10 protein-coding genes are annotated in these 15,270 nt (G+C 28.8%); 9 read left to right on the forward strand and 1 reads right to left on the reverse strand.

The features are described from left to right. The first annotated feature begins 211 nt into the window (after nucleotides 1-211). The 9 genes from gltB (at nucleotide 212) to I4V63_RS07355 (ending at nucleotide 14,278) form a co-directional block, all read left to right on the forward strand. A complete protein-coding gene (gltB, locus tag I4V63_RS07315; protein ID WP_196000642.1) occupies nucleotides 212-4,780 on the forward strand; it encodes a glutamate synthase large subunit in 4,569 nt (1,522 codons plus the stop codon). A gap of 12 nt (nucleotides 4,781-4,792) precedes the next feature. After that, complete coding sequence (locus I4V63_RS07320) at nucleotides 4,793-6,262, forward strand: glutamate synthase subunit beta (RefSeq protein ID WP_196000643.1); 1,470 nt, start codon at nucleotides 4,793-4,795, stop codon at nucleotides 6,260-6,262. Nucleotides 6,263-6,467: 205 nt separating this feature from the next. After that, nucleotides 6,468-6,734, forward strand: coding sequence for a hypothetical protein (locus I4V63_RS07325; protein ID WP_196000644.1), 267 nt, complete (start codon nucleotides 6,468-6,470; stop codon nucleotides 6,732-6,734). 142 nt (nucleotides 6,735-6,876) lie between these two features. After that, nucleotides 6,877-7,200 carry a thioredoxin family protein gene (locus I4V63_RS07330; RefSeq protein WP_196000645.1) on the forward strand — a complete coding sequence of 108 codons (324 nt, stop codon included), beginning with the start codon at nucleotides 6,877-6,879 and terminating at the stop codon, nucleotides 7,198-7,200. Between the two features lie 207 nt (nucleotides 7,201-7,407). Next, nucleotides 7,408-8,700, forward strand: a complete 1,293-nt coding sequence (locus tag I4V63_RS07335; RefSeq protein ID WP_196000646.1) for an MBL fold metallo-hydrolase — start codon at nucleotides 7,408-7,410, stop codon at nucleotides 8,698-8,700. Nucleotides 8,701-9,175: 475 nt separating this feature from the next. Beyond that, on the forward strand, nucleotides 9,176-9,847 hold the full coding sequence (locus tag I4V63_RS07340; protein ID WP_196000647.1) for a DUF969 domain-containing protein: 672 nt from the start codon (nucleotides 9,176-9,178) through the stop codon (nucleotides 9,845-9,847). 21 nt (nucleotides 9,848-9,868) lie between these two features. Continuing rightward, the gene (locus I4V63_RS07345; protein ID WP_196000648.1) at nucleotides 9,869-10,798 is read left to right on the forward strand and encodes a DUF979 domain-containing protein; all 930 of its coding nucleotides are present in this window, start codon (nucleotides 9,869-9,871) and stop codon (nucleotides 10,796-10,798) included. A 208-nt stretch (nucleotides 10,799-11,006) separates the two neighbouring features. Then, on the forward strand, nucleotides 11,007-11,648 hold the full coding sequence (pcp, locus tag I4V63_RS07350; RefSeq protein WP_196000649.1) for a pyroglutamyl-peptidase I: 642 nt from the start codon (nucleotides 11,007-11,009) through the stop codon (nucleotides 11,646-11,648). Between the two features lie 317 nt (nucleotides 11,649-11,965). Further along, complete coding sequence (locus tag I4V63_RS07355; protein WP_196000650.1) at nucleotides 11,966-14,278, forward strand: cation-translocating P-type ATPase; 2,313 nt, start codon at nucleotides 11,966-11,968, stop codon at nucleotides 14,276-14,278. Nucleotides 14,279-14,367: 89 nt separating this feature from the next. Here I4V63_RS07355 and I4V63_RS07360 read toward each other — a convergent pair whose 3' ends face one another. Next, nucleotides 14,368-15,039: a cyclic nucleotide-binding domain-containing protein gene (locus I4V63_RS07360; RefSeq protein ID WP_196000651.1), complete on the reverse strand. Its 672-nt coding sequence runs from the start codon at nucleotides 15,037-15,039 to the stop codon at nucleotides 14,368-14,370. Nucleotides 15,040-15,270 lie beyond the last annotated feature (231 nt).

The raw sequence follows: 15,270 nt of genomic DNA on the forward strand, positions 1-15,270 counted from the left end.
TATACATAAAGTTGTATATAATGTTAATAATATAAAAATTGTATTAAAATAGTAGAAAGAGATGTTTTGCAAAAGATTTATTTCATATTTTGTTTTCAGTATAATTTTTAGTTAGGTTTATTAAGCAATGGGGCTTATTAATAAATAGCTATTTAATTAGAAAACGCCAAATACATTTATAAATAAATTATAAATAAAGGAGCGTTATATTATGGAAAAAAATTGGGGTTTGTATAATAACAATTTTGAACATGACGCATGTGGAATAGGTGCAGTAGTAAATATTAAAGGGAAGAAATCTAATAAGGTTATTAATGACGCATTAGATATTTTAGAAAATTTAAAGCACAGAGGTGGTACTGGAGCTGATGAAAATACTGGTGATGGTGCTGGTATATTAATTCAAATACCACATAAATTCTTTAAAAAAGTATGTAATGAAGCTAAGATTGATTTACCGGATTTAGGGAATTATGCGGTAGGAGCATTATTTTTACCATCTGAAGAAGGCAAAAGAAGGTTAGCGTTAAATATAATTAATGAAGTTTTAAGTAAAAGGGGATATTCACTTTTATTATTAAGAGTAGTTCCAGTGGATTATAGTGGGCTTGGTAAGGCTGCTTTAGAGTCTATGCCAAAGATTATGCAAATCATAATCAATAAGCCTGAAGCTATAAAATCCAATAGAGAGTTCGAAAGAGAACTATATATATTAAGAAGGAATATTGAAAAATTATTTAATGATGAAGAGGAATTAAGTGATTGTAGCACTTATATTGCATCACTTTCTTCTAAGACAATAGTTTATAAAGGAATGTTATTATCTACACAAGTTAGAGAATTTTATCATGACTTAGTAGATAAAGATATAGAATCAGCTATTGCTTTAGTTCATTCAAGATATTCAACAAATACATTTCCAAGTTGGGAAAGAGCACATCCTAATAGAATGATGGTTCATAATGGTGAAATAAACACTTTAAGAGGTAATGTTAATAAAATTTATTCAAGAGAAGATTCTATTAAATCAGAAGTTTTTGGCGAAAGATTACAAGATGTATTACCTATTATTAATAAGGAGGGTTCTGATTCAGCAACATTTGATAATGTATTAGAATTCTTATACATGGGTGGGAGAGATTTAGCAAGATCTATATTAATGTTAATTCCAGAGCCATGGGAAAAATCTAAAAACATAGATCCAGATAAAAAAGCTTTCTATAAATATAATTCAACAATAATGGAACCGTGGGATGGACCAGCCTCAATAGTATTTACTGATGGCGATAAAGTTGGTGCAGTTTTAGATAGAAATGGATTAAGACCGTCTAGATATTACATAACTGATGATGATTATCTTTTCTTAGCATCAGAAACAGGAGCTGTTGAAATTGATGAGGAAAGAGTAATTAGAAAAGAAAGATTAGAGCCAGGGAAAATTTTACTAGTTGATACTGTTAAGGGAGAATTAATAGAAGATTCAGAAGTTAAGAAAAAGTATAGCTTAGAGCATCCATATCAAGAATGGTTAGATGAAAGATTAACACCATTGAAAGATATAAAAATTGAAAACTATGAAGAAAAAATTATGGACAAGGATGAGAGGACAACTTATCAAAAAACTTTTGGCTATGGATATGAAGATTTAAAAACTAATATTTTTGAAATGGCTCAAAACATGCATGAACCAATGGCTGCTATGGGAATTGATACACCACTTGCTGTATTATCATTAAAGGAACAGCCATTATTTAATTACTTTAAGCAATTATTTGCACAAGTAACAAATCCACCAATAGATGCAATAAGAGAGGAAGTTGTAACATCTACTAATGTTTACTTAGGATCTAAAGGAAATATTTTAGATGATTGTCCAGAAAGTTGTAGACAAATAGAAATAGTAAATCCAATTATTAATGATAAGGACTTAGCAAAAATAAAGTCATTAGATGGACATGGATACAAAATTAACACATTGGATATCACTTTTGATATTAGAAAAAAAAATAGTCTAGAAATATCTTTAAAGTATTTATGTAGAGAAGCACTTCAATTAATTAAAGAAGGAACTAATGTAATTATATTATCAGATAGATTTGTAGATAAGGATAATGCACCAATACCTTCATTATTGGCAGTTGCTGCAATGAATAATTATTTAATTAAAAAAGGTGTTAGAAGTTTAGCAGATATAATTGTTGAAACAGGTGAAGCAAGAGAAGTACATCATTTTGCAACACTTTTAGGATATGGAGCAACAGCAGTTAATCCATATCTAGCATATCAGACAATTCATGAATTAGTGCAAGATGGAATGATCACAATTCCTTATGAAAAAGCAATTAATAATTATGACAAGGCTGTTGTAAAAGGTATAACTAAGATACTTTCTAAAATGGGAATATCATCTATTAGATCTTATCAAGGGGCTCAAATATTTGAAGCTTTAGGGATTGATAAAGAAGTAATAGATAAATACTTTACAAATACAGCAAGTAGAATTGGTGGATTAACATTAAAGGGGATTGAAAAAGAAACTTTAGGTAAGCATGAAAAAGCTTATGATAAGAGACTTAAGCAATTAAATTTTGATTTAGATAATTTTGGTAGAGATAAATTAAGAAGTAATGGAGAAATGCATTTATATAATCCAGTAAGTATTTATTTACTACAACAAGCAACTAAAAGTGGAGATTATAAAAAGTTTAAGGAATATTCTTCATTAATAATGAAAGAAGAAGAGGGTCTAACTTTAAGAGGATTATTAGACTTTGAATTTGAAGAAAATCCTATTCCATTAGAAGAAGTTGAGCCTGTATCTGAAATAGTAAAGAGATTTAAAACAGGAGCAATGTCATATGGATCAATTTCAAAAGAAGCTCATGAAGCTCTTGCTATTGCAATGAACAGATTAGGTGGTAAATCTAATACTGGTGAAGGTGGAGAAGATAGAGAAAGGTGGATTCCATTAGCAAATGGAGATACAAAGAGATCTAAAATTAAACAAATAGCATCTGGTAGATTTGGGGTTACATCAGAATATTTAGTTAATGCAGATGAATTGCAAATTAAAATGGCTCAAGGAGCAAAGCCAGGAGAAGGTGGACAGTTACCAGCATCAAAGGTATATCCTTGGATTGCTAAGACAAGACATTCAACTACAGCAGTTGGATTAATTTCACCACCACCTCATCATGATATTTATTCGATTGAGGATTTAGCACAGCTTATATATGATTTGAAAAATTCAAATATATATGCAGATGTTTCAGTAAAATTAGTTGCTGAAGCAGGAGTTGGAACAGTTGCAGCTGGTGTTGCTAAGGCTGGGGCTGATGTAATATTAGTATCAGGTTATGATGGAGGTACAGGGGCATCTCCTAAGACATCAATCCAACATGCAGGGCTTCCATGGGAATTAGGACTTGCAGAAGTTCATCAAACTCTTGTTATGAATAACTTAAGAGATAGAGTTAGAGTTGAAACTGATGGTAAGCTTATGACGGGAAGAGATGTTGCAATAGCTGCATTACTTGGGGCAGAAGAATTTGGATTTGCAACAGCACCACTTGTATCTTTAGGGTGTGTAATGATGAGAGTTTGTAATTTAGATACTTGTCCAGTAGGAATTGCAACTCAAAATGAAGAGCTTAGAAAGAGATTTACAGGTAAACCTGAATATGTTGTAAACTTTATGGAGTTTATAGCAGAGGAGTTAAGGGAATACATGGCTAAGCTTGGATTTAGAAGTATAGATGAAATGGTTGGTAGAGTAGATAAATTAAAGAAGAAGGAAAATCTTAATAACTGGAAAGCTGAAAGAGTTGATTTATCATTAATATTAGATAAATCTCAAATTAATTCAGAAAACGGAATTATCTTTAATAAAGATAAGAAGTTTGATCATAAGCTTAATGAAGTTAAAGATACAACTGTTCTTTTAGAACTAGCAAAGCCAGCTTTAGAAAATAAAGAAAAAGTTAAAATAGATATAGATATTGTAAATACAGATAGAACATTTGGAACTATTCTAGGTTCTGAAATAACTAGAAGATATAAAACTGAAGGGTTACCAGAAGATACTGTTTGGATTAAGTGTACTGGAGCAGCAGGTCAAAGCTTTGGGGCATTTATACCAAGTGGTTTAACTTTAGAAGTTGAAGGTGATGGTAATGACTATGTTGGTAAGGGATTATCAGGAGGAAAGATAGTTGTATATAAACCTAAGAATAGCAAATTAGTTGCAGCTGATAATATTATTGTTGGTAATGTTGCATTATATGGAGCTACTTCAGGAAAGGCTTTCTTTAGTGGAATTGTAGGAGAAAGATTCTGTGTAAGAAATTCAGGGGCTACAGCAGTAGTAGAAGGTTGTGGAGCACATGGATGCGAATATATGACTGGAGGAAGAGCCGTTATATTAGGAGAAACAGGAGTTAACTTTGCAGCTGGAATGAGTGGAGGAATCGCTTACGTTTTAGATGAAAAAGAAGAATTTAATTCTAAGGTTAATAAAGAAATGGTTCTTATTGAAAATCCAGATGATAAGGATGTTAAATTCTTGAAGAATATAATTACTGAACATTATGAACTTACTAATTCAGCTAAAGCTAAAAATATTTTAGATAATTTTGAGTTATATATAACTAAAATTAAGAAGGTTATTCCGATAGATTATAAGGAAGTTTTAGAACTAGTTAGAATTAATGAAGAAAAAGGTTGTACTAGAGATGAAGCTTTAGTAAATGCCTTTTATGAAAAAACAGGAAAGGTTATGTAAGGGGGGAGTATCATGGGAAGAGCAACAGGTTTTATGGAATTTAGTAGAAAAAATTGTAGCAGAGAGGATGCACTAAATAGAGTGAATCATTGGAATGAATTTGATACACCTCTTACAGAAGATGAAAGAAGAAAACAAGGGGCAAGATGTATGGACTGTGGAGTCCCATTTTGTCAGTCTGGTGTTATGTTGAATAATATGGCAACAGGGTGTCCGCTTCATAATCTTATTCCAGAATGGAATAACTTTGTATACCTAGGAAAATGGGAATTAGGATTAGAAAGGCTTTTAAAAACAAGTAACTTTCCTGAGTTTACATCAAGAGTGTGTCCAGCCTTATGTGAAAATGCATGTACTTGTGGATTACATGGAGATGCTGTAACTGTTAAAGCAAATGAAAAGTATCTTATTGAAAAAGGATTTAGCGAAGGAAAGATTAAAGCAAATCCACCAGAAGTAAGAACAGATAAAAAGGTTGCTATAATAGGTTCAGGGCCATCAGGACTTGCAGCTGCAGACTTTTTAAATAAGTTAGGACATAGTGTTACTGTATATGAAAGAGAAGATCATGTTGGCGGTCTTATGATGTATGGTATACCAAATATGAAGCTTGAGAAAACTGTTATAGAAAGAAGAGCTGAAATCCTTAAAGAAGAGGGAATAATTTTTAAAACTTGCGTTAATGTTGGGGTTGATGTAAAGTATAGTGAATTAGAGCAAGAGTATGATGCGATAGTAATTACTATAGGAGCATCTAATCCAAGAGATTTAAAGGCTCCGGGTAGAGAACTTAATGGAATTCACTTTGCAGTAAAATATTTGACTAATAATACTAAGAGAATAATTGATTCTCAGTTTAATAAGGGTGCAGATATTTTAGCAACTAATAAGGATGTAATAGTAATTGGTGGTGGAGATACAGGGACTGACTGTGTTGGAACAGCCCTTAGACAAGGATGTAAATCTGTAAATCAATTTGAAATTATGGGTCAACCATCAAGAACTAGAGCTGAAAATAATCCATGGCCAGAATATGCAAAAGTATTGAAGGTTGATTATGGGCAAGAAGAATATATTGCAAAATTTGGTCATGATCCAAGAAGATATTTAACAAGTGTTAAAGAGTTTTATGGAGATGAAAATGGAAATGTTAAATCTCTAAAAACGGTTGATGTACAATGGGTTAAGGGAGAAGACGGTAGAATGAATCTTAAAGAAATAGAAGGTTCTGAAAAGATTTGGAATGCTGATTTAGTTTTAATAGCTATGGGATTCACTGGAGTTGAAGATTATATAGCTAATGATTTAGGGGTAGAACTAAATAAAAGAGGCAATATTGCTGCCAATGATATAGATTATAGAACATCTAAGGAGAAAGTTTTTGTTGCTGGAGATGCAAGAAGAGGACCATCATTGGTTGTATGGGGAATTGCTGAAGGAAGAAATGCAGCATTAGCTGTTGATGAATATTTAATGAAATAAGAGTTAAAACTAGAGTTATCTTTAATGATTAATAAATTAATTAAAGATAACTCTTTTTATATAAATTAGAAGTTGGAGAATAATAATTAGATAAGGATTGACAATAGGAGAGATTAAAAACCTATTTGTAAATGTTATAAATTTATAAATTATGGTATAATTATGAATTAGAAGATAAATTTTTGAGATGACATTTGGAGGATATATGGAAAACATATTAACTGAAATCGAAAGGGAAAATAATATTAGAGAAATTTTTTTAAGCATATTTAAGGAAGATGGCATTTCACAAGAAGATTTAGAAAATGCAATATGTGAATCCTATCGTCAAGAAGGAATTGAGTGTGATACTGTAAAAGATATTCCTATTAAGGAAATGGAAGAGGCTATAACAGAATGTTGTGAAGCTGCGGGATTAGCATTTGAAAAATTTGATGATATTTTAGAATATTTTTATAAAAATAATAAATAGTTAAATAAGTAGCTAGTACTTGAATATTCATGTGCTAGCTATATTTTTGTATATAATTTACTTATAAAAGTAGTAATATATTATTAAATTAGTCTATAAACATGTAATTACTTAAATTAATTTATTGAAATGAGGGATAATTTTGAATAGGGTATCAAGTGAAAGTGAAATTTTAAAATTAATTAATGATAATGAAATGGTAGTAGTTTACTTTACAGGTAGAGATTGTGGAGCTTGTGAAGCGATAAAATATAAGATTGAGAGTATTTTGAGAGCATTGCCCAATATAAAGAGCGTAGAAATAGATGGAGAAAAAAATGTAGAGCTAGCAGCTAAATATGATGTATTTTCTTTACCTATATTTTTGTTATATATTGAAGGTAAGGAAACTTTAAGAAGCGGTAGAAATATTGATTTATTAGAGCTTGAAAGAAATATAAAAAGATATTATGAAATGATATTTTAACAATTGTAGATTGTGGTTACATATTAAATAAAATAAATACTGTGAAAATTAATTGTAATTTTAAGTGAAAGATAAGGAGCAATTTCTAGAGTAATAGTATTAGGGAGAATAGGTAAAGAGTTTATAAATAATAGTAAATACGTTATTATAGAATTATAAAGTTACTAATGACAAAAATATTTAAGATACGAGGAGTGGTTTATAAGAATGATAAAGGATAAAAAAACAAGAATTACATTTCATAGTGGAGTTCTAACAATAGGTGGAACTATTATAGAAGTTGCATATGAAAATAGTCATATATTCTTTGATTTTGGAAGTGAATTTAATCCAGCTGCAAAGGTACAACCAAACGACTTACAGGGATTGTTAGATAATAATTTAGTACCATATCTAGCTAATATATTTGATCAAAAGATACCGTTAAAGGGATATAAATCAAAAGAAGATACATTTAAAGATACAGCTGTATTTTTATCTCATATTCATTTAGATCATTCAAAAATTGTAAATTATTTAAATCCTAAAATACCATTGTATACATTAGAGGGGACAAAGTCATTATTAAATACATTAAATATAAATAATGATTTTATTTTTCCATTATATGAAAAAGGAGAAACGAATACAAGAGAAGTAATTGGAGTAAAAGAAAATGAAATTATTAACGTTGGGAAAATTAAAGTTAAAGTAATGCCAGTTGATCATGATGCATATGGAGCATGTGGACTATTAATTGAGACACCAGATTTAAAGATAGCATACTCAGGTGATATAAGATTACATGGTTATAGAGAAAATGATACTATTAATTTCTGCAAAGAAAGTAAAAATTGTGATGTGCTATTAATTGAAGGAGTAAGCGTTTCATTTCAAGAGTTTGGAGATGAATTAAGAGAAAATGAATCTGAAAATGAGCAAGAGCTTATAGAAAAAATAAATGAACTTGTTAAGGTGAATGCTGATAAGCAGATTACATTTAATTATTATATTGCCAATGTAGAAAGAATATTAAATATAATTAAAACTAATCCAAGGGTTGTTGTGTTAGATGCATATTTTTCATATGTTGTAAAAGAGGCTACAGGAATACAAACTTATTATTATCAATTAGATAATAAAGAATATGGCTTAGATGAAAACTTAAAGGTTGATTTTAAAGAATTAATAAATGATGAAGGTAAATATTTTTGGCAGTTAGATACACTTGCATTAAAATATATAGATAAATTAAAGAAAAAGGGAATTTATATACATTCAGATGCATCTCCATTAGGAGATTTTGACCCTAGATTTGCACCATTTGTGAAACAATTTGAGGATAATGATATTGAATTTAAGATGATGTCATGTAGTGGTCATGCTAGACCTTATGATTTAATAAAAATAATTAATTTAATTAGTCCAAAGTTGTTAATTCCAATTCATTCATATCGTCCAGAGAAGCTTTATAATGAGAATGGAGATGTGCTATTACCTAAAAAGGGTCAAATAATATAATATTTAATTTATAAATAGAATATATTTAAACAAAGTATTTATGAGAGGAAGAGAAGTATATTTAATACCATATTATTTATATTACTTTTATTATTAATTTTAGGACTCTTGGTATATATATTAGAAATAATTAATAGATAATAAAAGTATCAAAATTTATAGGTAGGTATGAAAAAGATAATGGGTTTGATATTAAAGAGATTGCTGAAATTAGTAATCTCTTTAATATTATGCAAATTTATATAAAGGTTAATGAATAATTATACAAAAATGGTTGATTTTCTATGTATAAAATATGAACTAGCAATATATAGATATAATCGTTTGCGATGCTATACATTAACATTTTGTTAATTAAATAGGGATTAAATTGAATAATTATCATAAAAGTATTCAAAATAAACAAAAACTTGTAGACAAATGCAGAAAAAAGAAGTATAAATATTATATAGGAAATAGTGGAGGGATGATTTAAATGGTACTAATAGGAATTTTGATGGTAATAGTAGGTTTTGCATTAAAACTTGATAGTATTGCTGTAATAATAATATCAGCACTAGCTACCGGTTTTGCAGCTAATATGAATATTACTGAAATACTATCAATACTTGGGGATACATTTGTTAATCAAAGATTAATAACAATTTTTATATTAACATTACCTGTAATAGGAATATCAGAAAGATACGGATTAAAGGAAAAGGCAGTTGCATTAATTAAACAAGTAAAAAATCTTTCAACAGGAAAGCTTTTAACACTTTATTGTTTAATAAGACAAATTGCAGGGGCTATGTCATTAAGAATAAGTGGACATCCTCAATTTGTTAGACCATTAATAAATCCAATGGCTCAAGGTGCAGCGATAAGTAAATATGGAAAGATAGATGAAAAAACAGAAGCTAGAATAAAAGCTGCAGCAGCATCTATGGACAACTATGGTAATTTCTATGGACAGAATCTTTTCTTAGCAAGTTCAGGAGTTTTATTAATTGCTAATACATTAAGTGATTTAGGATATGCAACATCAGGGTTAGATATTGCAAAAGCATCAATACCTGTAGCAATAATTGCATTTGGATTAGTTGTAATTCAAAACATTTTACTGGACAAGAGATTAGAAAGAGAGTTTGGAAAAAAGAATAAATAGTTAACAAAGGAGAAGAGGCATATGGATTTTGCAGCAATTTCTAATATGTTATTAGAAATATTCTACATAATAATTGGAATTATGATGTTAAACACAGCAGTATTAACATTAAGAGATAAAAATCATAAGGCTAAAATAGGGACATCTCTATTTTGGGCATTATTAGGAATAATATTTATATTTGGACCATATATACCATCAGTAGTTGTTGGTGGAATATTAGTAGTTATTGCAGTGCTTACTTTAACTAAGCAAGTTAAACCAGGTACTGTTAAAGCATTAGATGAAAAATTCGGAGAAGAACAAGCAAAAAAATTGGGATTAAAGGTATTTATACCATCATTAGTTATAGCTCTAGCAGCTTTAGGAATTGCCCAATTTACAGCAATTTCAGGAACAGCAGCTATAGGGGTAGCAGCTGTAATTGCAGTAATAGTAACATTCGTTATAACAAAAGCAAAACCAAGAGTATTAGTTGAAGAGTCAGATAGAATGCTTCAATCAGTAGGTGCAGTAAGTATATTACCACAATTATTAGCAGCACTTGGTGTATTATTTACAGCGGCAGGAGTTGGTGATGTAATTTCTTCAGGGATATCAAGTGTATTACCACAAGGAAATGTATTTATAGGAGTTACTGCTTATTGTGTAGGTATGGCGTTATTTACAATGATTATGGGAAATGCCTTTGCAGCGTTCTCAGTAATAACAGTTGGTATAGGTATACCATTTGTATTTGCGCAAGGAGCTAATGTAGCGATAGCAGGGTCTTTAGCTTTGACAGCAGGTTACTGTGGTACATTATTAACACCAATGGCAGCTAACTTTAATATAATGCCAGCTGCGTTACTTGAAATTGAAGATAAAAATGCAATAATTAAGCAACAAGCTCCAGTAGCATTAATTTTATTAGCTATTCATATTTTATTAATGTATTTCTTAGCATTTTAATTTGATGAATATTAGCATTTAAATTTGATGGATAATTATATATAATTATTTAGAAGGAAACTCAGCATTTTATGTTGTTAAATAAATTCAATTAGCTAAGTTAAAATTTAAAATTTGATTTATGAGGTATTTTCTTTAAATCTTTTGATTAAAGGAAGTATCTCATATTTGTAAAAGAAGATAATACAAAATAAGGGAGAAGATAAAGATGAAGGTATTAATAACAGGATTTGATCCATTTGGCGGAGAAAATATAAATCCAGCTTTAGAAGCTGTTAAATTATTACCAGAAAATATTAGTGGAGCAGAAGTAATTAAGCTAGAAATTCCAACTGTCTTTAGAAAATCACTAGCGAAAATAGAAGAAGCTATAGAAAAACATAATCCAGATATAGTTATCTCTATAGGACAAGCTGGTGGAAGATTTGGAGTTACTCCAGAAAGAGTGGCAATTAATATTGATGATGCAAGAATAGAAGATAATGAAGGTAACCAACCATTAGATATAGCTATATATGAAGATGGAGAACCTGCATATTTTTCTAATTTACCAATAAAGGCTATGGTTAAGGAAATTAAAGATGGTGGACTTCCAGCAGCAGTTTCAAATACAGCAGGAACATTTGTATGTAATCACGTTATGTATGGTTTATTATACTTAGTCGATAAAAAATATCCTAACATGAAAGCTGGGTTTATTCATGTTCCATACATACCTGCACAAGTAGTAGATAAGCCTGAAAAGCCATCAATGAGTATCGTTGATATTAGTAAGGCATTAGAATTATCAATAAAGGCAGCTGTTGAAAATGATGATGATATCAAAGCTGTTGGAGGAACAATTTGTTAATTTGTTTATCAATACAGAAGAGATAATATAATATTATTTATATTTGATGATATATTTTATAGGTAAAGATAAAAACAATGAATTGTTTTTAATATTAAATTAGTTTTAAGGAAATAGAGCTTTTATTCTTAGTGATAAAGGCTCTATTTTTTTTGTATTTTTAAATGTAAATTTGTAAAAAAAATTAAAATATTTAACATAGATTTTACATTATAGAGGTATAATAAGTGATATTTACTAGGAAATTATGTAAAAATATAGAATAAAATTATTGAAAATCGATTATTTAAGACAAATTTATAGGGAGTGTGGTTAGTGTGCAGGAGCAGCAAACTATATTAGGATTAACGGAAGAAGAAGTAGCAGAAAGAAAGAAAAAAGGGCAAATTAATATTGTAGAAGAAAAAACTGTAAAATCTAATAGGGAGATTATTTCAGGAAATGTATTTACATTATTTAATTTATATAACTTTCTTATTGCTATTGCTTTAATGTCAGTTGGTGCATATTCTAATTTAGCATTTATGTTAATAATTATATTGAATATATGTATTGGTAGTTTTCAAGAAATACATGCTAAAAATTTGGTAGAAAGGTTATCTGTACTAACAGTATCAAAGGTTGATGTAATAAGAAATGGAAAAGAAGTTAGTATAGGTGTTGATGAAATAGTTTTAGATGATATAACTATATTAAATATGGGGAATCAAATTTGTTCGGATTCAGTTGTTATTGACGGAAAAATAGAAGTAAATGAATCTTTACTTACTGGAGAGTCAGATACAATTATAAAGCTACCTGGAGATAAATTATTTTCAGGAAGTTATGTTGTTAGTGGAAAGTGCTATGCAAAAGTTGAAAAAGTAGGAAAGGATAATTTAGCAGCTGAAATTACATTAAAGAGTAAAAAACATAAGAAGATAAATTCAGAATTATTAAGCTCAATGAGAAAGGTTACAAAATTCACTAGTTTTATAATAATACCAGTAGGGGCATTGTTATTTATAGAAGCTTATTTCTTTAGAAATGAATTAATAAAAAGTTCTGTAATATCAACAGCAGCAGCATTATTAGGAATGCTACCAAAAGGGCTAGTTTTATTAATTAGTATATCACTTGCAACAGGGGTTATAAAGCTTGCTAAGAAAAAGGTATTAGTACAAGATTTATATAGTGTAGAGACGTTAGCTCATGTAGATACATTATGTCTTGATAAGACTGGGACTATTACAGAGGGAAAAATGCAGGTTTCTAATGTTGTAATGTTTAATGAGGAAATAATGCCAATTTCATTAAATCAAGTTTTAAGTGCCTTTGTTAATGAAATTGGAGATAATAATGGTACTTTTCAAGCTTTAAAAGACTATTTTAAGGAAGATGATACTTTTGAAGTTGAGTACAAAAATGCATTTTCATCTGAAAGAAAGTGGAGTTCTATTTCATTTAAGAATATAGGATCTATAATAGTTGGAGCACCTGAAAAATTAATAGTAAAAAGTAACTTTAAAATGGATGAAGGAATGTTAGAAGCGCAAAAACAAGGTAAAAGAGTATTGCTTGTAGGTTTCTCTAATGAAATAGTAGAAGATACACTGCCTGATATAGAGGTAATTTCTGCTATAGAATTATCTGATCCGCTAAGAAAAAATGCAAAAGAAATGCTTGGATTTTTTAAGGGTGAAGGAGTAACAGTAAAGGTAATTTCAGGTGATAATCCATTAACAGTTTCTAGTATAGCTAGGCAAGCAGGATTAGAGGATTATGAATCGTATATAGATTTATCTACTATAAAAAATGATGATGAAATAATTGAAATAGCTGATAAGTATAGTATATTTGCTAGAGTTTCTCCAAATCAAAAAAGCTTATTAGTTCAGGCTTTACAAGCCAAAGGGCATACAGTTGCAATGACAGGTGATGGTGTAAATGATGTTATTGCATTAAGACAGGCTGATTGCAGTATAACTCTTCCGGAAGCTAGTGATGTAGCAAAGCAAGTATCACAAATAGTGCTTTTAAATTCAGATTTTAGTGTTTTAAAAGATGTATTAATGGAAGGAAGAAGGGTTGTAAATAATATTACTAATGTTGCAACAATATTTTTTATAAAAACATTATATTCTGTAATGTTATCAATATTAAATATTATAACTTGTACGGCGTTCCCATTTATGCCAATACAAATTACATTAATAGATCTTGCTATTGAAGGATATACATCATTCTTCTTATCCTTTGAACCAAATGGAAAGCAAATAAAAGAGAAATTTTTAAAGAGTGTATTAAAGAATTCCTTGCCATATGCTGTAGTGATAATAATAAATATTATAACTTTATATTTAATAGCTCCGACTTTAAATATAAAATTATATGAAATGACTACGCTTATGTATTATATGATTGGATTAACAAGTATTTTAGCTGTAATAAGAGCGTGTAGACCGTTTAATAAATTACGTTTATTTTTATGTACAACAACAGCAATAGGATTTTTTGTAGCGGCAATATTATTTAGAAGTATATTACATTTAAGTAATTTAAGAATACAAGAAATACTAGTATTTTTAGTAATGGCTATATTAAGTATAGTTTTAATATTAATAAAGAATTATTTAATGAGAGCTAAATAGTGTTTAACAACATATACTATCAATTATTATATTAAATAATATTTTATTTAAAATGAAAAATGTATTGATTATAAAATCAATACATTTTTTTATGTTATAGAAGAATTTGAAGCAATTTTTTCTAAATAATCTCTATCTAGTATCTTATAATATTTTCCACTTTTAAAAAGTTTATTTGTACTACAAAATGAATTAATGATTCTCAACAAATGTCTATAGCTTGCACATAAAAGCTCGGCGCATTCTGTTAGATTATAAGAGAAGATTCCATCTTTCTCAGTTTTTAAGATAAAAGATGCCAAACGACTTTCTAATGATTCATAAAGATTAGTGCAAGTGCTGTTATTCATATAACTAAGTCTTTCACCAAGGTTTTGACAAATATATCTTAAGAATACTACATCATTTAAAAGAAGGTTTCTATATTGCATAGATATACCAATGCAGTATGCCTTTGAACTAGCTTGAACTGAGGCAGTTGGAGGTTTTTCCCATAAACTGCATGTTTCGCCTATAATTTCAAAGGAATTAAAAAGTGTTATCGACATTATTTTACCAGATGTAGAATGCGAGAAAACTTTTAGCTTTCCACTTACTAAAAAATATAGATAATTAGAGCATTCACCTTCATTAATTAAAAAATCACCTTTATCTAAGGAAAAAAGTTCTAAGTAGTTATTAATATCTTGTGAAAATAATTTAGAAATACCCGTATTATTAATGTATTTATGTAATAATACATTATCTGTAACCTTTACCATAAGTTCCTCCACATAAATGAGTAAATTAATAATATTATTCGTATATTCGTGTAATTATTTTAACATAACAATAAACAGATAACAATAAGGCCTAATACTAAGAAAAATAAGGAATAATAGCTAATTGGTAAATAAATAATCAAATATATGATTAATAAATATAACGAAAAATGTCTAATATATATTGAATAATATTCAATATATATTAAGTAAAATAACAATATTAAGATA

The sequence above is a fragment of the Clostridium sp. 1001271B_151109_B4 genome (genome assembly GCF_015670405.1).
Lineage (GTDB): Bacteria > Bacillota > Clostridia > Clostridiales > Clostridiaceae > Clostridium.